We start from the raw sequence: 26083 nt of genomic DNA, 5'->3' as shown, positions 1-26083 counted from the left end.
GAGGGATAGCAGATGAGTTCAGCCAACTTTGAGCCCGCCGGCGAGGGGGGCGAGCCCAGCGGCGCGGAGCGCACCATCGCTTCGGGCGCCGGGCCCGACCACGCCTCGGCACAGAAGGCCCGGAAGCAGCGCAAGCTCCGTCGCAAGTTCGCGAGCGCGGCACTGCTCGTCGGCGGCCTCCTGGCCGCGGGCGGTGTCGCCACGATCGCCAGCCCGACCCCCCAGGTCGCGATCGCGGACGACTTCGACGCCTCGCAGGTCGAGAACGGTAAGCGCCTGTACGAGACCTCGTGCATCAGCTGCCACGGCGCCAGCCTCGAGGGTGTCAAGGACCGCGGCCCGAGCCTCGTCGGCGTCGGCGATTCGGCCGTGTACTTCCAGGTGCACTCGGGCCGCATGCCCGCGACCGTGAACTCGGCGCAGATCCTGCGCAAGCCCGCCAAGTTCGACGCGAAGCAGATCGACGCCATGGGCGCGTACATCCAGTCGATCGGCGGCGGTCCGTCGATCGTGTGGGAGTACAACCAGGACGGCTCGATCAAGCGCGACGAGAACGGCAACCGCGTCATCGCACAGGAGTCGCTCCGCGGCACGAACCTCGGCGCCGGCGCCGAGCTCTTCCGCCTCAACTGCGCCTCGTGCCACAACTTCACCGGCCGGGGCGGCGCCCTGTCCGGCGGCAAGTTCGCGCCGAACCTGGATCCCGCGAACGAGCAGGAGATCTACGCAGCGATGCTGACCGGCCCGCAGAACATGCCCAAGTTCTCGGACCGTGCACTGTCGCCTGAAGAGAAGAAGAACATCATCGGATTCATCAAGAACGTCGGCGAGACCCAGTCTCCGGGCGGCCACGGCCTCGGCGGCTTCGGTACCGCGTCCGAGGGCATGGTGATGTGGGCGACCGGGATGATCGCCGTCGTCGGCGCCGCGATGTGGGTTGGGAGCAGGAATTGACCGCCAAGCCGTTGAAGAACGTCCCGTCGGACGACGAACTGGACAACCTGTCCCACGACGAGCTGGTGAAGCTCGGTACCAACCTCGACGGCGTCGAGCTGGTGTACCGCGAGCCCCGCTGGCCCGTCCCCGGAACCCGGGCCGAGAAGCGCGCCGAGCGCACCGTCGCCCTGTGGTTCGCCCTGGCCGGCGTCTTCGGCGCCGCGCTGCTCGGGGTCTTCCTGTTCTGGCCGTGGAAGTACCAGGGCATCGATGACGCCAACTACTGGTGGTACACGCTGTACACGCCGATGCTGGGCATCACTTTCGGCCTGTCGCTGCTCTGCGTCTTCGCGGGCACGGTGCAGTTCACCAAGAAGTTCATCCCCGAGGAGATCGCGGTCCAGCAGCGGCACGACGCCGGCGGCTCGTCCAAGGTCGACAAGGCCACCACGGCCGCGCTGTTCAAGGACGCGCTGGAGACCTCCACGCTCCCCCGCCGCAAGATGATCCTGGCCTCGGCCGGATTCGGTGTCGGCGTCCTCGGCCTCGGTGCCACGGCCGGCTTCATCGGCGGTCTCATCAAGAACCCGTGGGCCAAGCGCGAGGCCTCCCCGCTCTGGCACACCGGCTGGTCCCCCTACTGGGACTCGCTGGCCGACGACTTCTCGAGCGAGCTCAACCATGAGACCGTCTTCCTCCGCAACGACGTGGGCGACCCCTACAAGGTCAAGCTGGTGCGCGCCGAGGACCTCGACGCCGGCGGCATGATGACGGTCTTCCCGTGGCGTGTCTCGGACGGCTTCGGCGAGACCGAGGAGTCGCGTCTCAAGCTGCTCCACGGCCTCAAGGGCATCCGCAACCCCGTCATGCTGATCCGCCTGCGTCCCGAGGACACCGTGCGCGCGATCAAGCGTGAGGGCCAGGAGAGCTTCAACTACGGCGACTACTGGGCCTACACCAAGGTCTGCAGCCACTTCGGCTGCCCCACGTCGCTGTACGAGCAGCAGACCAACCGCATCCTCTGCCCCTGCCACCAGTCGCAGTTCAACGCGCTGGAGTACGGCAAGCCCGTCTTCGGTCCCGCAGCCCGTGCCCTCGCGCAGCTGCCGATCTCGGTCAACGAGCAGGGCTACATGGTCGCCAACGGCGACTTCATCGAACCGGTCGGACCGGCCTTCTGGGAGGCGACGCACTGATGACCACACTCGGAGATCGGATCGGCCACCAGGCCGAAGATCTGGATTCGCGATACCACTTCGCGTCCGGGATTCGTCGCCAGATCAACAAGGTCTTCCCCACGCACTGGTCGTTCATGCTGGGCGAGATCGCGCTGTACAGCTTCGTGATCCTGCTGCTCTCGGGCGTGTACCTCACGCTGTTCTTCGACCCGTCGCTGGCGGAGGTCCACTACGACGGTGCCTACGAGCCGCTGCAGGGCGTCGCGATGTCGCGCGCCTACGCCACCACCTTGGACATCTCGTTCGAGGTGCGCGGCGGCCTGTTCGTCCGCCAGATCCACCACTGGGCCGCCCTGATGTTCGCCGCGTCGATCATCATCCACATGGCGCGCGTCTTCTTCACCGGCGCCTTCCGTCGTCCGCGTGAGGCCAACTGGGTCATCGGCTGCGCGCTGCTGCTGCTCGCGATGTTCGAGGGCTTCTTCGGCTACTCGATCCCGGACGACCTGCTCTCGGGCACCGGCGTCCGCGCCGCGATGTCGGGCATCGTCGTCGGCCTCCCCGTGGTCGGCACCTGGGTCCACTGGGCTCTGTTCGGCGGGGACTTCCCCGGCGATCTGCTGATCCCGCGCCTCTACGTGCTGCACATCCTGCTGTTCCCGGGCATCATCCTGGCGCTGATCGCGGGCCACCTGGCCCTCGTCTGGTACCAGAAGCACACCCAGTTCGCAGGCCCCGGCCGCACCGAGGAGAACGTGGTGGGTGTCCGCATCCTCCCCGTCTTCGCGGTCAAGACCGGTGCGTACTTCGCCGCCACCTTCGGCATCATCGCCCTGATGGCGGGCATCTTCACGATCAACCCCGTGTGGACGATCGGCCCGTACGATCCGGCCAAGGTCTCCGCGGGCGTCCAGCCCGACATCTACATGATGTGGACGGACGGCCTGGCGCGCCTGTGGCCGGCCTGGGAGCTCTACCTCTGGGGCCACACCGTTCCGGGCGCCGCGTTCGTGGCGATCATCATCGGCGTGATCGTGGGCCTGATGTTCTCCTACCCGTGGATCGAGAAGAAGCTCACCGGCGACGATGCGCATCACAACATCCTGCAGCGTCCTCGCGACGTGCCGGTGCGTACCGCGATCGGCGCCATGGCGCTCGCGTTCTACATCGTGCTCACGCTCTCCTGCGTGAACGACATCATCGCGCTGAAGTTCCACATCTCCCTCAACGCGATGACGTGGATCGGCCGCATCGGTCTGGTCGTGCTGCCGCCCCTGGCGTACTTCCTGACCTACCGGTTCTGCATCGGCCTGCAGCGCGCCGACCGCGCGGTGCTGGAGCACGGCATCGAGACCGGCATCATCGTGCGCCGCCCGAACGGTGAGTTCATCGAGCTCCACCAGCCGCTCGGCCCGGTCGACGAGCACGGCCACGCCGTGCCGCTCCCCTACGAGGGCGCGGTCGTCCCGACCAAGGCGAACCAGCTCGGCGCCGCGGGCCAGCCCGGTACGGGTTCGTTCCTGCGTGCCGACTCGCCCGAGGAGCAGCGTGACAACGCCGCTCGCGACCACGCGAACGAGGTGAAGGCGCTCGAGGCGCTGAAGAAGGTGCAGGACAACGGCGGCAAGATCGACGTCGAGTAGGTCCCGACAACGCCACTGCGGCCCCTCCCCCACCCGGGGAGGGGCCGCAGTCGTCTGTCGGGCCGAACCGCGCAGCCCGGGAATCCTCCGGACTCAGGGACTCAGGCGAGTCAGGCGAGGCGCAGGCGCAGCAGGTAGCTGCTCTGGCCGACGGGGGCACCCGGCTCGCCGAGGCAGACCTCGTGCCAGGCGCCGTCGACCGCGGTGAGGCCCTGCTCGCGCAGTTGCACGGCGAAGGCCTTGGCGGTGGGGATCAGCGCGGCGGACCAGCGTCCGTCGACCCGGGTCTGCAGGTACGACGACGCCGGCAGGTCCAGGCAGCGCACGCGCGCCAGGCTCAGGCCCTTGCTGAGCTCGAGCTGTTCGAGCACGTCCCCCACCTCGGCCTCGTCGATCCACGCGGGCCGGCGCAGCAGGAGGGTCCAGCGAGCCGTGCCGGCGTCCTCGGGGGCCACGTCGCCGCGGAGCCGCTCGAGCGGGGGCATCCGGAAGTCGGTGCGGTCCGCGTCGTCGGCGCCGGGGGTGCCGCGGCGATACAGGGCCTTGTTGCGCACCTTGACGCCGTAGGCGGCCGCGTAGAGGGCCTCTGCGGCCGCGCGGAAGTCGTCGGAGGTGCGGGGGCTGCCGACGGTGTCGACGGCGAGGTAGGCGCGCTCAGGGACGTCGACGACGCCGATGTGCCCGACGGTGCTGTACGCTCCCCCGCCGTACGCCTCGGGTTCCGCCTCGGCGAAGTCGAACTTGACCTTCGGCGGGGCGACCGTCCCTCCCCTGCCGCGCACTTCGTCGGCGGTGAGTCGGCGTACGGACAGCCCGGCTTTGGCCTGCGTCATGGGTGCATGCAATCAGGGCGAGACGACCCGCAGGAGACGCCGCGGTGAACACCGACGAACGAGCGACGCCCGCCCCGGTGAACTGAAGTCAGAACCGGGGCGGGCGTCGCGCGAAGAACGTGTCCTAGTGCTTCTCGGGACCCTTGTGGTACTCGAAGACGAGGCCCCACGCGGCGCCCACGACGAGCAGGCCGCCGAAGAACCACAGCCAGTACAGCTGCAGGGCCACGGAGATGCCGACCACGGCGACCGAAGCCGAGAGCACGATGGGCCACCACGAATGCGGGCTGAAGAAGCCCAGCTCGCCGGCACCGTCGGACACCTCGGCGTCCTCGTAATCCTCGGGACGGGTGTCGACGCGGTTGGAGACGAACCGGAAGTACGTGCCGATGATCAGCGTCAGGCCGCCCGTGAGGAACATGCCGACCACGCCGACCCACTCCACCGCGCCGTAGCCGTAGCCGGGGCCCCAGATCGCGGTCGCGACGGTGTAGATGATCCCGGCGAGGAAGAAGAACGCGGTGAGGAACTCGAAGAGTTTCGCTTCGACCTTCATGGGTCAGTTCACTCCTTCTGCGTTGACGGGCGCGGTGCTGTTGCCCGACGGGGTGCGACCGGTGCGGCGGGTGTCGAAGGGGAACGTGCTGGTGGAGACACCCACCTCGCCGATCGACTCCAGCGCTGCGACGTTGTCCTTGCCGTTCTGACGCTCCTGGATGTACTTCTTGAAGTTGTCCGGCGTCACGGCGCGGATCTCGAAGTTCATCATGGAGTGGTAGTCGCCGCACATCTCGGCGCAGCGGCCCACGAACGCACCGGGCCGGTCGATGCTGGACACCTGGAACTTGTTCTGGGTGTGGTTCTGCACCGGGTTCGGCATCACGTCGCGCTTGAAGGCGAACTGCGGGACGTAGAACGAGTGGACGACGTCGGCCGAGGCGAGGTCGAACTGGATGCGGGTGTCGGTCGGCAGCACCAGGACGGGGATCTCGGCGGTCGAGCCCTGCACCTCGACGGTGCTGAACTTCAGGTAGTCGCGGATCTCCTGGAAGCGGCCGTGGTTCGGGCCGCGCTCCGGCTGCGCCTCGACGTGACCCTCCTCCTTCATCTTCTCCGCCTCTTCGTTGAGCTTCGCGAGGTCGGGCTGCTGGCCGTACGGGTTCGGCCGCTCGAGCTTGATCTTGTTGCCGTCGAGGGTGACCTCGCGGTACGCGAAACGCCAGTTCCACTGGAAGGCAGTGACGTCGACGGTCACGCCGGGGTTGTCCTCGATCTTCTCGACCTTGGTCTGCACGACCACGGTGAAGTAGAAGAGGACCGCGATGATGAGGAACGGGACCGCGGTGTACAGCAGTTCGAGCGGCACGTTGTACGCGGTCTGCCGGGGGAAATCGGGCGAGTCCGCCTTGCGCCGGTGGAACGTGATCGTCCAGAACGTGAGCGCCCAGACGAGGACACCCATGATCAGGGCGGCCACGACGGACCAGCTCCACAGCTCCGTCATGTCGCGGGCCTCGGGAGTCACACCCTCGGGCCAACCGAAACGCATCACCTCGTCGGCCGAGCAACCCGCCAGAGCGAACATGCCGGCGACGAGCCCGGCGGCCAGACCCAGGCGCTTACGCCAGGACGCGGCCCCACCGTGGGCGTTACTTCCGGGTGCCAATGTCGCGCCTTCCTGCTGAAACACGGTCAGTGCTACGGGGCCCGATCCGGACCGTCTTTCCCTGCCGGGAACTCACGGCCGGGGCTGCTCGTTCCCCTTGTACTACGCAGCGTAGACCAACGGGCCGGGGTCCACGCTCCGGGGTCGGCAAATGGCGCGTCTTTTCGTGTGCCCGGGTGGCGGGCCTGCGGCGTTCCGTCGACACGGGCCCGGTCCGGCATACTGGACCACCGTGTGTGGCCTCCTGGGATTCCTGTCCGCCGATCAGCGCGCGGGCGACGTCGTCGACGCGGTGACCGCCGCCGGCCGGTGCATGCGGCACCGCGGCCCGGACGAATTCGGCGGATCGTGGCACGACGACGACCTCGCGCTCAGCTTCAACCGGCTCGCCTTCATCGACATCGAGCACGCCCATCAGCCGCTGCGCTGGGGTCCGCCGGAGAACCCGGACAGGTACGCGCTGACGTTCAACGGTGAGATCTACAACTATCTCGAGCTGCGCCGACGCCTGACCGACGAGTTCGGCGCCGAGTTCCGCACCGAGGGCGACGGCGAGGCCATCGTCGCCGGGTTCCACTATTGGGGCATCGAGGGAGTGCTGGCACAGCTGCGCGGCATGTTCGCGTTCGCCCTCTGGGACACCGAGACGCGGGAGCTGACGCTCGCCCGCGATCAGTTCGGCATCAAGCCGCTGTACGTCGCGACCGGATCGAAGGGCACCGTCTTCTCCAGCGAGAAGAAGTCCGTCCTTGCGCTGGCCGACGAGGCGGGCCTGCAACCGGGCATCGACGCTCGCGCCGTGCAGCACTACACCGTGCTGCAGTACGTGCCCGAGCCCGAGTCGCTGCACCTGGGCGTCCGCCGCCTGGAGTCGGGGTGCTTCGCCACCCTCTCCCCCGGCGGAGAGGTCGTGGGGAAGCGCTACTTCGAGCCCCGCTTCCCGGTGAAGCCCGTCACCGGCGGCCTGGAGTCCGCCGAGGCGAAGGCCGTCTACCGCGACATCGCCGACGCGCTGCGCGACTCGGTGAAAATGCACATGCGCGCCGACGTCACCGTCGGATCCTTCCTCTCCGGCGGCATCGACTCCACGGCCGTCGCGGCGCTCGCGATCCAGCACAACCCCGACCTGATCACCATCACCACCGGCTTCCAGCGCGAGGGCTACAGCGAGGTCGACGTGGCCGCGGAGTCGGCCGAGGCGATCGGCGCGCGGCATGTCGTCAAGACCGTCTCGCCCGAGGAGTTCCGCGACGCGATCCCCGCGATCGTCTGGTACCTCGACGACCCGGTCGCCGATCCGTCGCTCGTCCCGCTCTACTACCTGGCGAAGGAGGCCCGCAAGCACGTCAAGGTCGTGCTGTCGGGCGAGGGCGCCGACGAGCTGTTCGGCGGCTACACCATCTACAAGGAGCCCCTCTCGCTCGCGCCCTTCGACAAGCTGCCCGCGTGGGCGCGGCGGACCGCAGGCCGGATCGGCGACCGCATGCCCGAGGGCAGGCGCGGCAAATCGCTGCTACAGCGCGGCTCGCTGCCGCTCGAGGAGCGCTACTACGGCAACGCCCGGTCGTTCAACGACGCTCAGCTGGACTACGTGTTGCGCGACTTCCGACCGGAGTGGACGCACACCGACGTGACCGCCCCGATCTACGCCAAGACCCGCGGCTGGGGCCCCGTCGAACGCATGCAGCACCTGGACCAGTTCACCTGGCTCCGCGGCGACATCCTGGTCAAGGCCGACAAGATGACGATGGCCAACTCGCTCGAGCTGCGCGTGCCGTTCCTGGACAAGGAGGTCTTCCGCGTCGCGGAGACCCTGCCCGCCGATCTCAAGCTGGCCGGGGGCACGTCGAAGTACGCGCTGCGCCGCGCGCTCGAGGAGATCATCCCGCCGCACGTGCTGCATCGGAAGAAGCTCGGCTTCCCCGTGCCGCTGCGGCACTGGCTGGCCGGCCCGGAGCTCTACGACTGGGCGCGGAACGTCATCGAGGAGTCGCAGACCGACGAGTGGATCGACCGTCGCGCCGTGCTCGCGATGCTCGACGAGCACAAGGCGAAGGCCCCCGAGGGCTGGCCGGGCGGCACCGATCATTCCCGACGGATCTGGACCGTCCTGGTGTTCATGGTCTGGCACGGCATCTTCGTCGAGGACCGCATCCACCCGCACATCGAGGAGCCGGTCTACCCGGTCCGTCTCTAGGGTCGGGCAGGGGCCCCGGCCTCGGCGATCGCTGCCGCCAAGCGGCGGGGCTCGTCGACGGTGACGTGGCAAGTACACACCGTGACGTGGCGTCAAGGTCAAGCCCGGCGCACCCGAGGAACCGGTGCAGCCGAGTAATCAGGAGCGCGGCTACAGCGCGGCGAGGATCTCCGCCGCGACCTCGGCGCCGTAGGCCTCGGTGAGGCGCTCGCGGGCGTCGTCGGCGTCGTAGTCCCAGGCTTGCGGCCCGACGGTCTCGAGCACCTTCACGGCTACGTACGAACCGAGCTGTCCGGAGCGCTCGTAGGACAGGCCCGCGTCGAGGCCGACGAGGAAGCCGGCGCGGAAGCCGTCGCCGACGCCCGTGGGGTCGACCCGACCGCGATCGGGCACCACGTCGACCTGGATCCGCTGCTGGCCGCCGCCGTCGGCACCGGAGAGGACGATCTCGGCACCCTTCTCGGCGAGGGTCGTCACGCGGACCTGGACCATCTCGGTCAGCCGTTCGGCGCTCACGCCGGTCTTCTGCTGCAGCAGTCCCCACTCGTACTCGTTCGTGAACAGGAACTTCGCGCCCTCGACCAGCTCGCGGGCCTCTTCGCCGTTGAGGCGGGCGAGTTGCTGCGACGGGTCGGCGGCGAAGGGGATACCCGCCTCGCGGCACTGCGCGCTGTGCAGCGTCATGGCGGCAGGATCGTTCGCACCGATCACGACGAGGTCGAGGTCGCCGACCGCGGCGACGACGTCGGCGATGGTGATCTCGCGCGACTCGGCCATGGCCCCCGAATAGAAGGACGCGATCTGGGCCATCTCGGAGTCGGTGGTGCACTGGAAGCGCGCGGTGTGCGCGGTCTCCGACACGCGGACGGCGCGGGTATCGACGCCGGCGTCCTCGAGCCAGCCGCGGTAGCCCTCGTCGAAGTCGGCACCGACCGCGCCGATCAGCACGGGCCGCCGGCCGAGCCGGGCCATGCCGAAGCTGATGTTCGCGCCGACACCGCCGCGCTGGAGAACGAGGTCCTCGACGAGGAAGCTCAGCGAGACGTGCGCGAGGTGTTCGGCGAGCAACTGCTCGGAGAACTTGCCCTCGAAACGCATCAGATGATCGGTGGCGATGGAACCGGAAACGGCGATCGGCACGACGAAACCCTCCCGTGGTCGGCGACGGACGAATTCCGTCAGCCTAACCGCGAGAGGGCTCCGGATGCCTCGCGGGCGTCTACTCGTGCGTCAGTTGAACGAGTCACCGCACGCGCACGACCCCGTGGCGTTCGGGTTATCGATGGTGAAACCCTGCTTCTCGATGGTGTCGACGAAGTCGATCTTCGCTCCGATCAGGAACGGAACGCTCATCCGGTCCACGGACAGGTTCACACCGCCGAACTCGGACACCACGTCACCGTCGAGCGACCGGTCGTCGAAGTACAGCTGGTACCGCAGGCCCGCGCAACCGCCCGGCTGCACCTCGATGCGCAGCGCCAGGTCGTCACGACCCTCCTGGTCCAGCAGTGCCTTCGCCTTGGAGGCAGCGGCCTCGGTCAGCACCACACCGGTGGTTTCGCTCTCAGCAGTAGTCATTGGTTCTCCTCACAGACGCGCGTCGGTGTCTGGTTCAACGGTACTCCCCCGCCCCACATTCCCGGCAGTCACCATCACCCGCGTCGTCGACCACTCGCCGGGATCGAATACCCTGGGCGGCGTGAAACTCCCCTGGCAGAAGGCCGACGAATCGACCTCCGAGGCGGCCGAGTCCGCGGCCGCCGACACCGTCGACGAGTCCGCCGCGGATCCGCTCGCCAAGCCCGCGCAGACGGCGGGCAAGGGCCGCCCCACGCCCAGCCGTCGCGAGGCCCAGGGCCGCAAGCGCGGCCCCGTCGCTCCCGCGCCGATGACGCGGGCCGAGGCCCGCGCGCGGAAGAAGGAGCTGCGCAACTCACTGAGCAAGGAGGAGCGCAAGGCTGCTGCGGCGGATCGCCGCGCGCAGGCCAACGAGCGCCGCGAGCTGATGATGCAGGGCGACGAGCGGTACCTGCCCGTGCGGGACAGGGGCCCCGTCAAGGCCTACGTGCGCGACCTGGTGGATGCGAAGCGCCACCTCTCCACGATGTTCATCCCGTTCGCCGTGGTCGTGATGGTGTTCATGTTCACCACGGCCAATCGACCGGAGCTCGCCGGCATCCCGATGGTGCTTCTCCTGCTGATGATCGCCGTCATGGCGATCGAGGGCGTCCTCACCGGCCGTCGCGTCAACAACCGGGTCCGCGAGCGCTGGCCCGACACCACCGAGACGGGCTTCCGCCTCGGCTGGTACGCGTTCATGCGCTCGACGCAGCTGCGGCGCATGCGGATCCCGCGGCCGCGGGTCAAGCCGGGCGACGCGGTCTAGACCGTGGCGCTCACCCTCGTTCTCGGCGGGGTCCGCTCCGGTAAGTCCGCCCGCGCCGAGCAGCTCATCACCGGATCCGGAGCCCTCGTCCGGTACGTCGCCACGGCCCCCTATCCCGACGGTGACCCCGACCTCACCGCTCGCGTCGCCGCGCACCGCGAGCGGCGGCCGTCGTCGTGGTCGACGGTGGAGACGCAGGACGTGCGCGCCGTCCTGACCGAGGGTTCGGTGCCCACGTTGATCGACGACCTGGGCGGATGGCTCGCCGCCCGCCTCGACGCGGTCGGGTGGGAGACGCCCGAGAACGTCTCCGCCGACCTCGACGGTCTCGTCGCGGCTGTGGCGGCCTTCCCGGGCGAGCTGGTGATCGTGAGCCCCGAGGTGGGCCTGTCCGTCGTGCCCCCGACGCATGCGGGCCGCGTCTTCCAGGACCTTCTGGGCACGCTCAACGCCCGGCTCGCGGCGATCGCCGACCGGGCCGAGCTCGTCGTCGCCGGCATCCCCGTGGCCCTGGCCGGCGCGTCGGCGGCGGCTCCGGCGGCTCCCGGTGCGCCGGCACCGAGTCTGGTCAAGCCCGTGCCCGAGGTCCCCGCGGCGCCGCCGATCGTGCTCCCCCCGTTCGAGCCGGGTGCCGATCCCTTGGCCTTCCCGCAGCTCTCTCCGCCGGATCCGTTCGTCGGCCGCGAGGCCCGCGACCGCCAGCTGGAGCTGACCAAGCCCGCGGGCTCGCTGGGCCGCCTGGAGCAGCTCGGCGCGTGGATCTCCGCATGTCAGGGCGTGTGCCCGCCGAAGCAGTTCGAGCGCGCACGCATCGTGGTCTTCGCCGGCGATCACGGCGTGGCCGCGGGCGGCGTCTCGGCGTACCCGCCCGAGGTCACGGCGCAGATGGTGGCGAACTTCGCCGCCGACGGCGCCGCGATCAACGTGCTGGCCGCACAGGCGGGCGCCACCGTCCGCGTCGAGGACATCGCCGTCGCCGGCGACACCCGCGAGGACCTGAGCCGCAACAAGATCCGCCGCTCGTCGGGCGACATCGCGGTGACGGATGCGATGACCGACGAGGAGACGATCGCCGCGATCGCCGCCGGCCGCCGGATCGCCGACGAGGAGGTCGATTCCGGCGCGGACCTCCTCATCGCCGGCGACATGGGCATCGGCAACACCACGCCCGCAGCGGTGCTGGTCGGCGCGCTCACCGAGACGGAGCCCGCCCTCGTCGTGGGCCGCGGCACCGGCATCGACGACAACGCCTGGATGCGCAAGGCCGCCGCGATCCGCGACGCCATGTACCGGGCCCGTCCGCACACCGGGAACCCGAAGGCGCTGCTGCGCACCGTCGCCGGGGCGGACCTGGCCGCGATGGCGGGCTTCCTGGCGCAGGCCGCGGTCCGGCGCACGCCCGTGATCCTCGACGGTGTCGTGGTCACGGCGGCGGCCCTGGTCGCGAACGACCTCGCCCCCGGCGCCGTGAGTTGGTGGGTCGCGGGGCACAAGAGCCCCGAGCCGGCGCACGCCCTCGCGCTGCGCCGCCTCGACCTCGAGCCGCTACTCGATCTGGGCCTGCGGCTCGGCGAGGGCAGCGGCGCGACCCTCGCGCTCCCCCTCGTCCGCTCGGCGGTCGCCGTCCTCGGCGAGATGGCCACGTTCGAATCCGCCGGGGTGTCGCAGGTGTGAAGCACGCGCTCGCGACCGTCGCCTGGATGACGGTGCTGCCCGTGCCCGGCTCGCTGCAACCGACCCCGATCACGCGGGCCGACGGTGCCCGCATCGTCGCCCGCGTGCCCCTCACCGGCGCGGTCGTGGGCGCCGCGGTGGCCGCGGTCGCCTGGGCGGCGCACGCCGCGGGTCTGCCGACGGTGCTCGTCGGCGCTCTCGCCGTCGCCGCCGCGGCGCTGCTGACGCGCGGCATGCACCTCGACGGCTTCGCGGACTGCGTCGACGGCCTCGGCAGCTACGGCCCGCCCGAGCGGGCCCGCGAGATCATGCGCCAGGGCACCGTCGGGCCGTTCGGCGCCGCCGCGGTGGCCCTGCTCCTGATGGCGGAGGCCGCCGCCGTGGGCGCGCTCGCGGACCGCGGGATGTGGCTCGCGATCGGCGTCGCGGTGGGCGCCGCCCGGGTCGCGGCGGTCCTCGGGTGCCGGCGCGGGTGGGCACCGTCGAACCCGGACGGCTTCGGGGCGCTGACGGCGGGCACGCAGGGCGCCGCGGCGCAGGGCCTGTGGATCGTGATCGCGCTGGGCGCCGCGGTCCCGGCGGTGCCGGACCTGCCCTGGCAGGGCCCGGTCGCGGTCGCGGTCGCACTGCTGGTCGCCACCCTCACGATGCGGCACTGCGTGCGCCGGTTCGGCGGCATGAGCGGCGACGTCCTGGGTTTCGGCATCGAACTCGCCACGGTCGTCGCACTCATCGGGCTCAGCGCCTCCTAGCGGAGGCAGCGGTCCCCACGCCCCCTCGACAACGGGCGTTGTCAGGAGTAGACACGGTGGTGTGCCGGTAGTGGAGACCCCGAGACCGATCCCCGCGCGCCACCCCACGGGCCCGCGGCGCGTGCCGCCGGGGATCCGCATGGTGAGCGCGCTCCTCCGGCTGCCCGAGCCGACCGAGGCCGAATTCCAGCGCTTCGGCGAGCTGCTCACGGTCGGCGATGCACCGATGGACGAGCTCGTCGACTGGATCTACGAGGACCGCGCGACCCGCAAACCGATGTTCGACCGCGCGCTGAACGAGGGCATCGCCTCGGTCCCCGAGGCACCGTCGGAACTGCGGACCTTCTTCGAGGACATGGAGACCGCCCCGGACTGGCTCGACTGGGACACCATCCTCCTCGGCGGCCAGCTCCTGCGGAGCGGCGGCGCGGACGGCTTCTCGATCGCGCGCGACGTCGCACTCATGGGCGGCTATCTCTTCTCCGGCTTCAACCAGACCCTGCTGCGGACGGGCGCTCTGGAGAAGGGCTCGAACAAGCGCTTCGCGGAGACCTCGCAGTGGGCGCTCGATGTGATCACCCCCGACGGCCTGCGGCCGGGCGGCGCCGGCTACCGGTCGACGCTGCACGTGCGGTTCATCCACTCCATGGTGCGCCGGCACGTGATGGCCCTGCCGGACTGGGACTACACGACCTACGGCCTGCCCATCAACCAGACCGACATGGCGGCCACGCTGGTCGGCGCGCTCATCGCGCCCGTCACCGCCGGCACGGGGATCGGCATGATCGCCCACCCCCGCGAGTACGAGGCGGCCGCACACCTGACGCGGTACGTCGGCCGGCTGATGGGCGTGCACGACGACTTCCTGCCGCACAGCTTCCGCGACAGCCTGCGGATCCTGTTCCAGACCTCGCGCGCGCTCTCGACCCCCGACGAGACCAGCCGCGCGCTCGCACAGCCGATGGCCGACGATCCGATGCGCTGGACGTACGGGCGGCTCGCCGGGCTGCGGCGCCGGGTCGCCCGCTCACAGCACCTGTCGATCGCGACCGCCTACCTGGGGCGGGACGCGATGAACAAGCTCGGCGTCCCGTCGACGCTCCCCTGGTACCCCGCGCTCCGGATCCCGTACCACCTCGTCGAATCGGTGATCAACCAGCTCCCCGGTGGCCGCGAGCGCGCCGCCCGCCGCGGCGACGCGGGCCAGGCGAGGTTCATGCGCACCCTCGGCGACGAGGCCACCGTCGGCCACTCGGCGCACATCGTCACCGCCTGAGCGACCGGGCGGCACGGCACCGCCGGCCCCGGGCTCTGCCCAGCCGTGGCCGGCGGGCCGCTGCCGCGGGTACGCGCAGCGTCAGCTCAGCGTCGTCATCCAGCCGTGGGTGTCGGGGACGGTGCCGCGCTGGATGCCGGTGAGGGTCTCGCGCAGCGCCATGGTGATCTCGCCGGGCTCGCCGTCGCCGATCACGAAGTCCTCGGACGCGCCCTTGACCCGCCCGACGGGCGTGATGACGGCCGCGGTGCCGCACGCGAAGACCTCGGTGATGGTGCCGGCCGCGACGCCCTCCTTGAGCTCGTCGACGGTGATCCGGCGCTCCTCGGTCTCGAAGCCGGCGTCGCGCGCGAGCTGCAGCAGCGAGCTGCGGGTCACGCCGGGGAGCAGCGAGCCGGACAGCTCCGGCGTCACGATCTTCGCATTCGAGCCCGAGCCGAGGACGAAGAACAGGTTCATGCCGCCCATCTCCTCGATCGCCTGGTGGTCGATGGCGTCGAGCCACACCACCTGGTCGCAGCCCTGCTGCGCGGCCTGGGCCTGCGCGACCAGCGACGCGGCGTAGTTACCGCCGCACTTCGCGAAGCCGGTGCCGCCGGGCGCGGCGCGCACGTACTCGCGCGAGAGCCACACGGAGACGGGCTTCACGCCGCCCGCGAAGTAGGCGCCGGCGGGCGAGGCGATCACCAGGAAGCGGTAGCTGTTCGACGGCTTGACGCCGAGGGTCTCCTCGTCGGCGAAGATGAACGGCCGGAAGTACAGGGCCTCCTCGCCGCCGGCTGCGGGCACCCACTCGCCGTCGATGGCCACGAGCTCCTTGAGCGAGGCGAGGAAGACGTCCTCGGGCAGCGGCGGGATCGCGAGCCGCTCGGCGGAGCGCTGGAAGCGCGCAGCGTTGGCCTCGGGCCGGAAGGTCGCGACGGAACCGTCGGGCTGGCGGTAGGCCTTGAGGCCCTCGAAGATCTCCTGCGCGTAGTGCAGGACCGATGCGGAGGGCTCCATGGGGATGGGGCCGTAGGGCAGCACCTCGGGAGCGTGCCAGCCCTGCTCCTCGTTCCAGCGGAGCGAGATCATGTGGTCGGTGAAGTACCTGCCGAATCCCGGGTTCGCCAGGATCTCGGAGCGCTCAGCCGCAGAGCGGGGGTGGTCGTTGCGGGTGAGGGCGAAGGCCGTGCCAGTTGTCATGGGAGACGATTCTACGACCCGCGCTCGCGCGCGCGGGCCGTACCAATCAGTAGGAACTCCGAGTTTTTTCCGGGGCCTCCCCGGGGCTACTTGGTGTTGGCCTCGACGAACGGCGGAAGCGTCACCTCGCACTCGATCCCGCGCCCGCGCACGTCCACGCTCACGACGGCACCCTTCTCCACGCCCGCCCCGGAATCGATGAGCGCCAGGGCGATTCCGGTCTTCAAGGTGGGACTGAAGGTGCCCGACGTGGTGGTGCCGATCGGCGCACCGTCGGCGGAGAGCACCGTGAGGTCGGCCCGCAGCACGCCCTTGCCGGTCGCGCGGAGGCCCCAGAGCCGCCGGGCGGGACCGGCCTCCTTCTCCGCCAGCAGCGCCTCACGGCCCACGAACTCGGGCTTGCGCCAGCCCACGGCCCAGCCCGCGCGGGCCTGGACCGGCGTGATGTCGACGGTGAGCTCGTGCCCGTGCAGGGGGTAGCCCATCTCGGTGCGCAGGGTGTCGCGGGCACCGAGGCCGGCGGGCTGGCCGCCGCGGGCGGTGATCTCGGGCAGCAGGGCGCGGAAGACGGTCTCGGCGTCGCCCCACGCGGGGATCAGCTCGTAGCCGTGCTCGCCCGTGTAGCCGGTGCGGCACACGCGCACCGGGGTGCCGTCGAGGGAGGCGTCCTCGTACGCCATGTACTCCATGTCGGTGGGCAGCCCGACGGCCGCCAGCACCTCGGCCGACTTCGGCCCCTGCACGGCGAGCACGGCGTAGTCGCGGTGCTGATCGGTGATGGTGATCCCCTCCGGTGCGCGCTCGCGCAGGTGTGCCACGACCGCGGCGGTGTTCGCGGCGTTCGGGACGAGGAAGAGCTCGTCGTCGGCGACGTAGTAGACGATGAGGTCGTCGATCACTCCGCCGGATTCGTTGGTGCACAGGGTGTACTGCGCCTTGCCGGGCCGGATCTTGTCGAGGTCGGCGGTGAGCACGCGGTTGACGAAATCCCTGGCGCCCGGCCCGGCGACGGTGGCCTTGCCGAGGTGGCTGACGTCGAAGATCCCCACGGCCTCGCGGACGGCGGTGTGCTCACCCACGGTGCCCGCGTACTTGACGGGCATCGACCAGCCCCCGAAGGGCGCGAACGCCGCCCCCAGCTCGGTGTGCACGGCGTTCAGGGGTCCCTCGATCAGCGTCTCACTCATGCCCGGCACTCTAGTCCAGGGCCGCACTCCCGGATCGGCCCAACAGCCGCATCCCCTGATAGATCACGATCGCGGCGACGGAACCGAGCGCGATGCCGGTGAAGGTCACATCGCCGGCGGACCAGGTGAAGTCGGCGATGCCGATGATGAGCGGCACCGCGGCGGTGAGCTGGTTGACGGGCTTGCTGAAGTCGACGCGCGCCTGCACCCAGATCCGCACGCCGAGGATGCCGACGAGGCCGTACAGCGCCGTCGTGATGCCGCCGAGCACGCCGGGCGGGATCGACGCGATCACGGCTCCCACCTTCGGCGACAGGCCGAGCAGGATGGCCGCGATGCCGGCCACCCAGTACGCGGCCGTCGAGTACACGCGGGTGGCCGCCATGACGCCGATGTTCTCCGCGTAGGTCGTGGTGGCGGAGCCGCCGCCGGCGCCGGCGAGCACGGTCGCGAGGCCGTCGGCGGCCAGCGCGCGCCCCATCACCGGGTCGTAGTCCACCCCCGTCATCTGCGCGACGGACCGCACGTGCCCCACGTTCTCGGCCACGAGCACGAGCACCACGGGCAGGAACATGGGCAGCACGACCCAGGAGAACGACGGTGCGTGGAACTCCGGGAAGCCGACCCACGACGCCGCGGAGACCCTCGAGAGGTCGACCTCGCCGCGGGTCCACGCGACCACGTATCCGATCACCACCGAGGTGAAGATCGCGAGCCGCCCGAGCATGCCCGTGAACAGGGCGAGGGAGGCGATGAGGCACACCAGGGTGATGGTGGCCGTGACGGCGGCCTGCTCGTAGTTCGCCTTCGCCGCGGGCGCGAGATTGAGGCCGATCAGCGCGACGATCGCACCCGTCACGACGGGCGGCATCAGCCTCTCGATCCATGCGGTGCCCACCAGCTGCACCACGCCGCCCACCAGGATCAGGAGCGCGCCCACGGCGACGATGCCGCCCAGCGCGCTCCCCATCCCCTGCGACGCCGTCGCCGCGGTGATCGGCGCGATCACCGCGAAGCTCGACCCCAGGTAGCTGGGCAGCCGGTTGCCGGTGAGCAGCAGGAACAGCAGCGTGCCCACGCCGGAGAAGAGCAGGGTCGTCGCCGGCGGGAAGCCGGTGAGCACCGGCACCAGGAACGTGGAGCCGAACATCGCGACCACGTGCTGCACGCCGATGCCGAAGGTCTTGGGCCAACTCAGCCGCTCACCGGGCCCCACGACGCCCGCACCGTCAGTGGTCGGCGTCCAGCCGAATGTCCTCATGGCGGCACATCATGCACCAGTCAGCGGCCGAGCACCGCGTCCAGGTGGTCGTTGGCGAAGACGCGGTCCGGGTCGAGCTCGTCGCGCACGGCGAGGAAGTCGTCGAACCGGGGGTAGGCGCCGCGGAAGAACTCGGCGGTGCGGGTGTGCATCTTGCCCCAGTGCGGGCGGCCGCCGTGCTCGATCATGATCCGCTCGACCTCGGCGAAGTAGTCGCTGGGCTTGTCGCGGACGTAGCGGTGCGCGGCGATGTACCCGGACTGCCGGCCCGTCGCCGTCGAGAGCATGAGGTCGTCGGCAGCCGCGACGCGCACCTCGATCGGGAAGGTGAGGTTCCAGTCGTGCTTCTCGGTCGCGGCCTTGATTGCGGCGAACGCGGGCATCGTGTTCTCCAGGGGCACCGCCCATTCCGTCTCCCGGAAGCGCACGGAGCGCTCCGTCGTGAGCACGTTGGCCGAGTAGTCGGTCTCGGTGTGCCCGGAGAGCATCGACGTGGCGAGCGAGACCAGCCGGGGCGTCAGCGACGGGAACGCGCGCCCCACCTCACAGACCGCGAGCAGCGCACCCGTGCCCACGACCTTGTCGTCCACGAACCGCCGCACCGCGCCGATCGGCGTGCGCTTGTGGTCGCCCGGACGGCGGATCTGCGACTTGGTCAGCGCGCCGTCGGTCCCGGGGAACCAGAAGAACTCGAAGTGGTCGACGCCGCGCGCGCGCTCGACGAAGCCGTCCACCGCCTCCGCCAGCGGCACCGGCGCCTCGGTGGCCTCGAGCACGAACCGGTCCACGCACTGCAGCGTGACCTCGACGAGGATCCCCAGCGCGCCGAGCCCGAGGGCCACGGCCTTCAGCCGCGGGTCGTCCTCGCCGACGGTGACCACCTCCCCCGTCCCGGAGACCAGCGTCGCCCCGACCACCTGGGTGGCGATGCCGCCGAAGCCCAGGCCGGTGCCGTGCGTGCCGGTCGAGATCGCACCGGCGACGGTCTGCCGGTCGATGTCGCCGAGATTGACCATGGCCAGCCCGTAGGGCTCGAGCAGCGCGGGCACGTCGGCCAGTCGCGTGCCGGCGCGCAGCGTCACCCGCTTGGCATCGACGTCGACGGTGACGAGGCCGCCCTGGTGGTCGGGCGCGAGCGCCACGTCCCGCGGGGCGGCGATCGGGGTGAAGGAGTGCCCGGCGCCGAGCGCCTTGACCGTGCCACCGCGCTCGCGCGCCCGCTCGACGGTGCGCACCACGTCCTCGAGCTTCGCGGGACGCGAGATGTAGGACGGGAACGCCGAGGCGGTGCGGCCCCAGTTGCGCCACTCGCCCACCGTGCCGGTCAGCTGGTCCAGGCCCGGAATCCACTGGTTCACAGGAAACACTTCCCTTCGCCGCGATAGGTCGGGACCGTGGCGTGCACGGCACCGTCGGATACGACCACCAGGTGGTCGGAGTGCTCGGCCGGCTCACCGGCCTTGGTGTGCCGGAACCAGATCCGGTCGCCGAGCGAGATGCGTTCGGCCCGCTCGCCGGTCAGGGGCGTCTGCACCTCACCTGCCCCCTCGCGGCCCGTCAGTTTCAGGCCCTCGGGCCATACGGGCCGCGGCAGGCGGTCGGCGCCCGCGGCGCCGGAGGCGATCCACCCGCCGCCGTGGCAGGTGACGGTGTCCGGTGCGGGGCGGCGCACCACGGCGAGGCCGAAGCCCATCGCGGGCGCCGGGCGGAAGTGCGAGTAGCCGTCGAAGAGGTGCGGGCCGAACAGGCCGCTACCGGCCGCGATGTCGGTGATGTTCGGATCTTCCGCGTTCCGCTCCAGGGAGCCGGTTCCGCCGCCGTTGACGAACTCGAGGTCGGCGATGCGGCGCAGGTCCGTGAGGATCTCGCGGCGCCGCGTGACCAGCTCGTCCCAGGAGGCGCGCTGCATCGCGCGCAGCAGCGTGCCGGCGCCGGGACGGCGGATGCTGAGGTCGCCGACGCCGGCGATCTGCGCGTCGTAAGTCAGCACGCCGACGAGCCGGAAGCCCCTGCGCCCCGCCACCGTCGCCGCGAGGGCCGAGGCCTCGGCCCGCGTGCGGACCGGCGATCGGCGCGCGCCGATCGCACCCAGCGCGGGCGCATGGTACGAGGCGTCGATGTCGATGCACACCCGCAGTTCGGGGCGGCGGCTCGGCGGCACGGCGGCGTCGATGAGGTCGAGCTGCTCGGCGTCGTCGATCATCAGCGTCACCCGCAGCGCGGCCACCGGGTCCGCGGCCAGCGCGGCGATCGCCGCGAGGTCGGCGCTGGGGTAGGCCACCACGACGTCGGTGCACCCGGGTCGGGCCGCGCCCTCGTGGTCGACACCGTCGGCCGCGAGCCAGTGCGCCTCCGCGACGTCGTAGGCCAGCACGCCCGCGTATCCCGGCACCCGGAGCAGTGCGTCCAGAACGGGCCGCGACCGGATCGACTTGGAGGCCACCCGGATCGGCTTGCCGGCCGCGCGGCGCAGCATGTCGGCGACGTTGTAGTGCAGAGCGTCGAGGTCGGCGGCGAGGATCGGGGCGTCGAGCGCCTGGGTCGCGGCATCGATCGTCGCCCAGTAGGCGGAGGGGTCGATCTCCCATTCCCGGCCGAGGGGCGACGGCGCCGCCGCCAGGTCCAGTGCGCCCGTGCGGGCCGTCGGCTCACCCGTTCCGTTCCCCGTCATGAGCACTGATGGTACGTGCGCAGCGAGCACCTCAGTTCGATGTGACCGCAGATCCCCGGTCCACTGCGCGCAGGGCGCGGCGGAAGTCGCGGGCGTACCATCCGTACGGGCAAGCACAGCCGCCGCCCCGACGAGAGGAATCCCCTTGAGCACGCCGTTCACCGGACCCGCCATCACGCTGACCGACGACCTGTCGGCGACCACCGACGTACTCGTCGTGGGCGTGTACTCCGCGGCGGGCGACGGGTCGGAGATCACGCTCGACGGCGGCGTTCCGGAGGCTGCACGCGGCCCGGTCGCGGCGGCTCTCGCGCTGCTCGGCGCCGAGGGTAAGACGGGCGAGGCCGTCCGTGTGGCGACTCCGGCGGATTCCGGCCTGGGCGCGGCGACGGTGCTGGGCGTCGGCCTCGGAGACGAGGCGGAGGTCACCGCGGAGGTGGTGCGCCGCGCCGCCGGAGTCGCGGCCCGCGCGCTCGAGGGCGTCGCCACGGCGGCCACCACCCTGTCGGCGGTCGACCTTCCGGCCACCGTCGAGGGCGCCGTCCTCGGCGCCTACCGGTTCGCCGAGTTCCGCACCACGTCGGCGCCGAAGAAGACGGTGCTCGGTTCGCTCGCGCTGCTGTCGGCGCCCGCGTCGGAGGCCCTCGCCGACGAGGTGCGCGGCACCGTCGAGCAGGCCCGCCTGACGGCCGCCGCGGTGGCGCTGGCCCGCGACTTCGTCAACACCCCGCCGAACGTCCTCTCCCCCGGCGAGTTCGCCGACCGCGCGCGGCGCCTGGGCACCGAGGCCGGCCTCGAGGTCGAGGTCTTCGACGAGGCCTACCTCGAGGCGAACGGCTACGGCGGCATCGTCGGCGTGGGCAAGGGCAGCTCGCGTCCCCCGCGCCTCGTGCGCCTGCGCCACGTCTCGGGGGCCGACGGTGCCAAGCACGTCGCGCTCGTCGGCAAGGGCATCACGTTCGACACCGGCGGCATCTCCATCAAGCCGGCCGCGGGGATGGAGCAGATGACCTCGGACATGGGCGGCGCGGCGGCGGTCATCGCGACGGTGATCCTGGCGGCGCAGCTGGGCCTGCCGGTCGACGTGACGGCCACGGTGCCGATGGCGGAGAACATGCCGTCCCACACCGCGCAGCGCCCCGGCGACGTCCTCACCCAATACCCCGGTGCCGACAAGGGCGGCATCACCGTCGAGGTCATCAATACCGACGCCGAGGGCCGCCTCATCCTCGCCGACGCGATCGTGCGCGCCTGCGAGGACGGCCCCGACTACCTCATCGACACCGCGACCCTGACGGGCGCGCAGATGGTCGCGCTGGGCACCCGCACCCCCGGCGTGATGGGCACCGACGACTTCCGGGACCGCGTCGCGGAGCTCTCGCGGTCGGTCGGCGAGAACGGCTGGGCGATGCCCTTCCCGGAGGAGCTGCGCGCCGACTTGAACTCGCGCGTCGCGGATCTGGCGAACGTGAGCCCGCACCGGTGGGGCGGCATGCTCACCGCAGGCGTGTACCTCAAGGAGTTCGTCGCCGACGGCGTGCAGTGGGCGCACATCGACGTCGCGGGCCCGGCGTTCAACGCCGGCGGCCCCTTCGGTTACATCACCAAGGGTGGCACGGGCGTCCCGGTTCGAACCATGCTCGCCGTGCTCCGCGACATCGCGCAGCGCGGCTGAGGTCCCGCACGGTGGGAGTTACCGGCGAGTAAGCCCCCAAGCGCCGCGCAGACCGTACCTCTGCGGGTAGGGTCAGGTGGTGGTGGAGGCCACCAGCCGAAACCCGCGTTCAGCTCGTATCACAGCAGATAACCGAACCTGAGGAGTCAGAGGAAATGGCCTTCTCCGTCCAGATGCCGGCACTCGGCGAGAGCGTCACCGAAGGCACCGTCACCCGGTGGCTCAAGCAGGAGGGCGACACGGTCACCGTCGACGAGCCCCTGCTCGAGGTCTCGACCGACAAGGTCGACACCGAGATCCCGGCCCCGGCTTCGGGTGTGCTGCTGAAGATCCTGGCGCAGGAGGACGACGTCGTGGAGGTCGGTGGCGACCTCGCCACCATCGGCGAGGAGGGCGAGTCCGCCCCCGCCGAGTCCGCCCCCGCTCCCGCCGCTGAGTCCGAGTCCGAGCCCGCCCCGGCCGAGCCGGCCGCTCCCGCCGAGCCGGCCGCTCCCGCCGAGCCCGCCGCTCCCGCCGCTCAGGCCGCTCCGGCCGCGCCCGCCGCTCCGGCTGAGGCGGCGTCGGGCACCGAGGTGACGATGCCCGAACTGGGCGAGTCGGTCACCGAGGGCACCGTCACCCGCTGGCTCAAGGGCGTCGGCGACGAGATCGCCGTCGACGAGCCGCTGCTCGAGGTCTCCACCGACAAGGTCGACACGGAGATCCCGTCGCCCGTCGCCGGCACGCTGCTGGAGATCAGGGCGAACGAGGACGACGTCGTCGCCGTCGGCGGCGTGCTCGCGGTCGTCGGCACCGGCGCTCCCGCGGCTGCGGCCGAGCCCGCACCGGAGCCCGAGTCCGCACCGGCCCCCGAGCCTGAGCCCGCACCGGAGCCCGAGCCTGCCCCGGCCCCCGAGCCTGCACCGGCCGAGCCCGCCGCCCCGGCCGAGCCCGCGAGCCCTGCCGCGTCGACGTCGGAATCGACGCCGTACGTGACCCCGCTCGTGCGCAAGCTGGCCGCCGAGAACAACGTGGACCTGAACGCGGTCAAGGGCACCGGCGTCGGTGGCCGCATCCGCAAGCAGGACGTGCTCTCCGCAGCCGAGGCCGCCAAGGCCCCCGCCGCTCCGGCCGCTGCCGCCACGCCCGCGACCCCCGCGGCTCCGGCACCGTCGGCCCCGAAGAGCGCCCGCCCCGAGCTGGCGGCGCTCCGTGGCACCTCGCAGAAGACCAACCGCATCCGTCAGATCACCGCGAAGGTGACCCGGGAGTCGCTGCAGGGTTCCGCGCAGCTCACCCAGGTCTTCGAGGTCGATTTCAGCAAGATCGTGGCGCTGCGCGCGCAGGCGAAGGCGGCGTTCAAGGCGAACGAGGGCGTGAACCTCACCTACCTGCCCTTCATCGCGAAGGCGGTCATCGAGGCGCTCAAGGTGCACCCGAACGTCAACGCGTCGATCAGCGACGATTTCAAGGAGATCACTTACCACGGTGCGGTGAACCTCGGCATCGCCGTCGACACCCCGCAGGGCCTGCTCTCGCCGGTGATCAAGAACGCCGACGACCTCTCGCTGGCCGGTCTGGCCCGCGCGATCGTGGACCTCGCCGAGCGCACCCGCAACAGCGGTCTCAAGCCCGACGAGCTGTCCGGTGGCACCTTCACCATCACCAACATCGGTAGCGAGGGCGCGCTCTTCGACACCCCGATCCTGGTCCCGCCGCAGGCGGCGATGCTGGGCACCGGCGCGATCGTCAAGCGCCCGGTCGTGGTCACGGACGCCGCGGGTACCGAGTCCATCGGCATCCACCCGATGGCCTTCCTCCCGCTGACCTACGACCACCGCCTCATCGACGGTGCCGACGCGGGCCGCTTCCTCACGACGGTCAAGCACCGTCTCGAGGAGGGCGCGTTCGAGGCGGACCTGGGCCTGTAGCCCCGGAAACCACCCGATCTCATGGAACGACGGGTCGCCCTCGCCGGATCGTCGGGGCTCATCGGCACTGCGGTGTCACGAGCGCTGACGCGGCGGGGTGACACCGTCGTTCCGCTCGTTCGAGGCGATACCGCGCGCGGACTCCCCTGGGATCCTGCGCGCGGCGACGTCCCCGACCTGGCCGGTTTCGACGCGGTGATCGGGCTGGGCGGTTCCCCCATCGCCGGCCGCCGCTGGACGGGTGCGGTCAAGCAGGACCTGCGCGACTCCCGCATCGAGTCCGCCGCCGCGCTCGCCGAGGCCGCTGCGCGCGACGGCGTGCCGGTGTTCCTCGGCGCGAGCGCGATCGGCGTCTACGGCGACGCGGGTGAGACCGAGTGCCTCGACGGTCCGGCCGGCACGCCCCCGGGGTCCGGCTTCCTCGCGAGCCTCTGCGTCGAGTGGGAGGCGGCCGCCGGACCCGCTCGCGCCGCCGGGGTCACGGTGGCCCACCTGCGCTTCGGCCACGTCCTTTCTGCGGCGGGGGGCCTGCTCCCGGCGCTGCGCCCGGTCTACCGCCTCGGATTGGGCGGTCGGCTGGGCAGCGGACACCAGTGGCTGTCGTGGGTCTCGCGCGACGACGCGGCCCGCGCCGTCCTGCACGTGCTCGACGGCGCCCTCGGCGGCACGATCTCCGGACCGGTCAACGTGGTCGCGCCGACGCCCGTCCGGCAGCAGGCCTTCAGCGAGGCCCTCGGCCGCGCGGTGCACCGCCCGGCCCGCTGGGTGGTACCGCGGTTCGCACTGCGCGCCGCGGTCGGCGAGATCGCCGACGAAGGCCTGCTCACGTCCCAGCGCGCCGTACCCCGCGTGCTGCACGACAGCGGATTCCGGTTCGCGCACACCACCCTTCCCGCGGCACTCGCCGCAGCCATGAACGACGAGGCGTAGCGTCGACGGCATGCCCGCACGTTCCGCCCGCGCCGACTCCGCCCCGATCGTGGTGGAGGACCTCGGCACCATCGGTTACCAGGAGGCTTTCGACCTCCAGCACGATCTTGCGAACCAGCGCGCCGACGGCGCCATCGGCGACCGCCTGCTCCTCCTCGAGCACCCGCCCACGTTCACCGCGGGCAAGCGCACCGAGCCGCAGGACCTGCCGTCGGACGGCAGCACCGTCATCGAGGTGGACCGCGGCGGCAAGATCACCTGGCACGGTCCGGGGCAGCTCGTCGGCTATCCGATCATCAAGCTCGGTTCGGCGATGGACGTCGTCGATTACGTGCGGCGCATCGAGCAGGCGCTCATCGAGGTCTGCCAGGGCCTCGGGCTCTCCGTCGGCCGCGTCGAGGGCCGCTCGGGCGTGTGGTTCCCCGCCGACGATGCGCGCCCCGAGCGCAAGGTGGCCGCGATCGGCATCCGGGTGGCCCGGGGCGTCACGCTGCACGGCTTCGCGCTCAACTGCGACAACACGCTCGGCGGCTTCGACGCGATCATCCCCTGCGGCATCCCCGACGCGGGCGTCACGACGCTGAGCGCCGAGCTGGGCCGCGACGTGACCGTCGGTGCGGTGCGCGACGCGGTCGTCGACGCGGTGCAGCGCGCGCTCGACGGCGACCTCCCCGTCACGGATCAGTCGCTGCACGTGGCCTCGGTGCCGACGTCGCACTAGGC

22 protein-coding genes are annotated in these 26083 nt (G+C 71.2%); 12 read left to right on the top strand and 10 right to left on the bottom strand.

The genetic code is table 11. The features are described 5' to 3' along the window. The first annotated feature begins 12 nt into the window (after window positions 1-12). Genes qcrC through qcrB form a run of 3 tightly spaced genes read left to right on the top strand, consistent with a single transcriptional unit; the run spans window position 13 to window position 3757 of the window. Window positions 13-954 carry a cytochrome bc1 complex diheme cytochrome c subunit gene (gene qcrC, locus FK529_RS10780; RefSeq protein WP_146560967.1) on the top strand — a complete coding sequence of 314 codons (942 nt, stop codon included), beginning with the start codon at window positions 13-15 and terminating at the stop codon, window positions 952-954. After that, a complete protein-coding gene (gene qcrA / locus FK529_RS10775; RefSeq protein ID WP_146560966.1) occupies window positions 951-2132 on the top strand; it encodes a cytochrome bc1 complex Rieske iron-sulfur subunit in 1182 nt (393 codons plus the stop codon). Before qcrC ends, qcrA begins: the two co-directional genes overlap by 4 nt. Continuing rightward, a complete protein-coding gene (qcrB, locus tag FK529_RS10770; RefSeq protein ID WP_146560965.1) occupies window positions 2132-3757 on the top strand; it encodes a cytochrome bc1 complex cytochrome b subunit in 1626 nt (541 codons plus the stop codon). The genes qcrA and qcrB overlap by 1 nt, the downstream gene beginning before the upstream one ends. A gap of 110 nt (window positions 3758-3867) precedes the next feature. Here qcrB and FK529_RS10765 read toward each other — a convergent pair whose 3' ends face one another. The 3 genes from FK529_RS10765 to ctaC all read right to left on the bottom strand — a co-directional run bounded on the left by FK529_RS10765 (window position 3868) and on the right by ctaC (window position 6256). Next, window positions 3868-4590 (bottom strand): hypothetical protein, encoded by a 723-nt coding sequence (locus tag FK529_RS10765; RefSeq protein WP_146560964.1) that lies wholly within the window; start codon window positions 4588-4590, stop codon window positions 3868-3870. 124 nt (window positions 4591-4714) lie between these two features. Next, window positions 4715-5146 (bottom strand): cytochrome c oxidase subunit 4, encoded by a 432-nt coding sequence (locus tag FK529_RS10760; RefSeq protein ID WP_146560963.1) that lies wholly within the window; start codon window positions 5144-5146, stop codon window positions 4715-4717. Between the two features lie 3 nt (window positions 5147-5149). After that, complete coding sequence (gene ctaC / locus FK529_RS10755) at window positions 5150-6256, bottom strand: aa3-type cytochrome oxidase subunit II (protein WP_438947191.1); 1107 nt, start codon at window positions 6254-6256, stop codon at window positions 5150-5152. Between the two features lie 232 nt (window positions 6257-6488). Here ctaC and asnB point away from each other — a divergent pair, with 232 nt between their 5' ends. Continuing rightward, entirely contained in the window at window positions 6489-8453 is a 1965-nt protein-coding gene (gene asnB, locus FK529_RS10750; RefSeq protein WP_146560962.1) for an asparagine synthase (glutamine-hydrolyzing), read from the top strand. A gap of 150 nt (window positions 8454-8603) precedes the next feature. Here asnB and FK529_RS10745 read toward each other — a convergent pair whose 3' ends face one another. After that, the gene (locus FK529_RS10745) at window positions 8604-9593 is read right to left on the bottom strand and encodes a carbohydrate kinase family protein (RefSeq protein ID WP_146560961.1); all 990 of its coding nucleotides are present in this window, start codon (window positions 9591-9593) and stop codon (window positions 8604-8606) included. 90 nt (window positions 9594-9683) lie between these two features. Continuing rightward, window positions 9684-10031, bottom strand: a complete 348-nt coding sequence (locus tag FK529_RS10740) for a HesB/IscA family protein (RefSeq protein ID WP_146486505.1) — start codon at window positions 10029-10031, stop codon at window positions 9684-9686. A 121-nt stretch (window positions 10032-10152) separates the two neighbouring features. Here FK529_RS10740 and FK529_RS10735 point away from each other — a divergent pair, with 121 nt between their 5' ends. The 4 genes from FK529_RS10735 (at window position 10153) to FK529_RS10720 (ending at window position 14541) form a co-directional block, all read left to right on the top strand. After that, the gene (locus tag FK529_RS10735) at window positions 10153-10839 is read left to right on the top strand and encodes a DUF3043 domain-containing protein (RefSeq protein WP_231703028.1); all 687 of its coding nucleotides are present in this window, start codon (window positions 10153-10155) and stop codon (window positions 10837-10839) included. A 3-nt stretch (window positions 10840-10842) separates the two neighbouring features. Next, complete coding sequence (cobT, locus tag FK529_RS10730; RefSeq protein WP_146560959.1) at window positions 10843-12513, top strand: nicotinate-nucleotide--dimethylbenzimidazole phosphoribosyltransferase; 1671 nt, start codon at window positions 10843-10845, stop codon at window positions 12511-12513. Continuing rightward, window positions 12510-13265 (top strand): adenosylcobinamide-GDP ribazoletransferase, encoded by a 756-nt coding sequence (locus FK529_RS10725; RefSeq protein WP_331456323.1) that lies wholly within the window; start codon window positions 12510-12512, stop codon window positions 13263-13265. The genes cobT and FK529_RS10725 overlap by 4 nt, the downstream gene beginning before the upstream one ends. 139 nt (window positions 13266-13404) lie before the next feature. Continuing rightward, the gene (locus tag FK529_RS10720) at window positions 13405-14541 is read left to right on the top strand and encodes an oxygenase MpaB family protein (RefSeq protein WP_146561071.1); all 1137 of its coding nucleotides are present in this window, start codon (window positions 13405-13407) and stop codon (window positions 14539-14541) included. 81 nt (window positions 14542-14622) lie between these two features. Here FK529_RS10720 and FK529_RS10715 read toward each other — a convergent pair whose 3' ends face one another. The 5 genes from FK529_RS10715 to FK529_RS10695 form a co-directional block, all read right to left on the bottom strand. After that, complete coding sequence (locus FK529_RS10715) at window positions 14623-15726, bottom strand: branched-chain amino acid aminotransferase (protein WP_146560958.1); 1104 nt, start codon at window positions 15724-15726, stop codon at window positions 14623-14625. Between the two features lie 86 nt (window positions 15727-15812). Beyond that, the gene (gene gcvT / locus FK529_RS10710) at window positions 15813-16913 is read right to left on the bottom strand and encodes a glycine cleavage system aminomethyltransferase GcvT (protein ID WP_146560957.1); all 1101 of its coding nucleotides are present in this window, start codon (window positions 16911-16913) and stop codon (window positions 15813-15815) included. A 10-nt stretch (window positions 16914-16923) separates the two neighbouring features. Beyond that, a complete protein-coding gene (locus FK529_RS10705; RefSeq protein WP_146560956.1) occupies window positions 16924-18174 on the bottom strand; it encodes a uracil-xanthine permease family protein in 1251 nt (416 codons plus the stop codon). Between the two features lie 20 nt (window positions 18175-18194). Continuing rightward, window positions 18195-19532: a D-arabinono-1,4-lactone oxidase gene (locus FK529_RS10700; RefSeq protein ID WP_146560955.1), complete on the bottom strand. Its 1338-nt coding sequence runs from the start codon at window positions 19530-19532 to the stop codon at window positions 18195-18197. Next, window positions 19529-20845, bottom strand: a complete 1317-nt coding sequence (locus FK529_RS10695; RefSeq protein ID WP_146560954.1) for an alanine racemase — start codon at window positions 20843-20845, stop codon at window positions 19529-19531. Before FK529_RS10695 ends, FK529_RS10700 begins: the two co-directional genes overlap by 4 nt. Window positions 20846-20990: 145 nt before the next feature. On the opposite strand from FK529_RS10695, the gene FK529_RS10690 reads away from it, so the two are divergent. The 4 genes from FK529_RS10690 to lipB all read left to right on the top strand — a co-directional run bounded on the left by FK529_RS10690 (window position 20991) and on the right by lipB (window position 26081). Then, a complete protein-coding gene (locus tag FK529_RS10690) occupies window positions 20991-22520 on the top strand; it encodes a leucyl aminopeptidase (RefSeq protein WP_146560953.1) in 1530 nt (509 codons plus the stop codon). 155 nt (window positions 22521-22675) lie between these two features. Continuing rightward, window positions 22676-24430 (top strand): 2-oxoglutarate dehydrogenase, E2 component, dihydrolipoamide succinyltransferase, encoded by a 1755-nt coding sequence (sucB, locus tag FK529_RS10685; protein ID WP_146560952.1) that lies wholly within the window; start codon window positions 22676-22678, stop codon window positions 24428-24430. Between the two features lie 21 nt (window positions 24431-24451). Continuing rightward, window positions 24452-25360 (top strand): TIGR01777 family oxidoreductase, encoded by a 909-nt coding sequence (locus FK529_RS10680; protein WP_146560951.1) that lies wholly within the window; start codon window positions 24452-24454, stop codon window positions 25358-25360. A gap of 10 nt (window positions 25361-25370) precedes the next feature. Then, window positions 25371-26081, top strand: coding sequence for a lipoyl(octanoyl) transferase LipB (lipB, locus tag FK529_RS10675; protein ID WP_146560950.1), 711 nt, complete (start codon window positions 25371-25373; stop codon window positions 26079-26081). Window positions 26082-26083: the final 2 nt, after the last annotated feature.

The organism is Tsukamurella asaccharolytica (assembly GCF_007858435.1).
In the GTDB taxonomy this organism is placed as follows: Bacteria; Actinomycetota; Actinomycetes; order Mycobacteriales; family Mycobacteriaceae; genus Tsukamurella; species Tsukamurella asaccharolytica.
Note: the sequence above shows the minus strand (reverse complement) of the source record. Positions and strands in the feature narration are given on the sequence as shown.

Bases quoted from the DNA above. Each gene is read 5' to 3' on its own strand.
- FK529_RS10765 (WP_146560964.1), bottom strand. From the start codon at position 4,590: ATGACGCAGGCCAAAGCCGGGCTGTCCGTACGCCGACTCACCGCCGAC.
- FK529_RS10680 (WP_146560951.1), top strand. From the start codon at position 24,452: ATGGAACGACGGGTCGCCCTCGCCGGATCGTCGGGGCTCATCGGCACT.
- FK529_RS10705 (WP_146560956.1), bottom strand. From the start codon at position 18,174: ATGAGGACATTCGGCTGGACGCCGACCACTGACGGTGCGGGCGTCGTG.
- qcrC (WP_146560967.1), top strand. From the start codon at position 13: ATGAGTTCAGCCAACTTTGAGCCCGCCGGCGAGGGGGGCGAGCCCAGC.
- sucB (WP_146560952.1), top strand. From the start codon at position 22,676: ATGGCCTTCTCCGTCCAGATGCCGGCACTCGGCGAGAGCGTCACCGAA.
- FK529_RS10720 (WP_146561071.1), top strand. From the start codon at position 13,405: ATGGTGAGCGCGCTCCTCCGGCTGCCCGAGCCGACCGAGGCCGAATTC.
- FK529_RS10740 (WP_146486505.1), bottom strand. From the start codon at position 10,031: ATGACTACTGCTGAGAGCGAAACCACCGGTGTGGTGCTGACCGAGGCC.
- lipB (WP_146560950.1), top strand. From the start codon at position 25,371: ATGCCCGCACGTTCCGCCCGCGCCGACTCCGCCCCGATCGTGGTGGAG.
- FK529_RS10760 (WP_146560963.1), bottom strand. From the start codon at position 5,146: ATGAAGGTCGAAGCGAAACTCTTCGAGTTCCTCACCGCGTTCTTCTTC.
- gcvT (WP_146560957.1), bottom strand. From the start codon at position 16,913: ATGAGTGAGACGCTGATCGAGGGACCCCTGAACGCCGTGCACACCGAG.
- qcrB (WP_146560965.1), top strand. From the start codon at position 2,132: ATGACCACACTCGGAGATCGGATCGGCCACCAGGCCGAAGATCTGGAT.
- FK529_RS10715 (WP_146560958.1), bottom strand. From the start codon at position 15,726: ATGACAACTGGCACGGCCTTCGCCCTCACCCGCAACGACCACCCCCGC.
- FK529_RS10695 (WP_146560954.1), bottom strand. From the start codon at position 20,845: ATGACGGGGAACGGAACGGGTGAGCCGACGGCCCGCACGGGCGCACTG.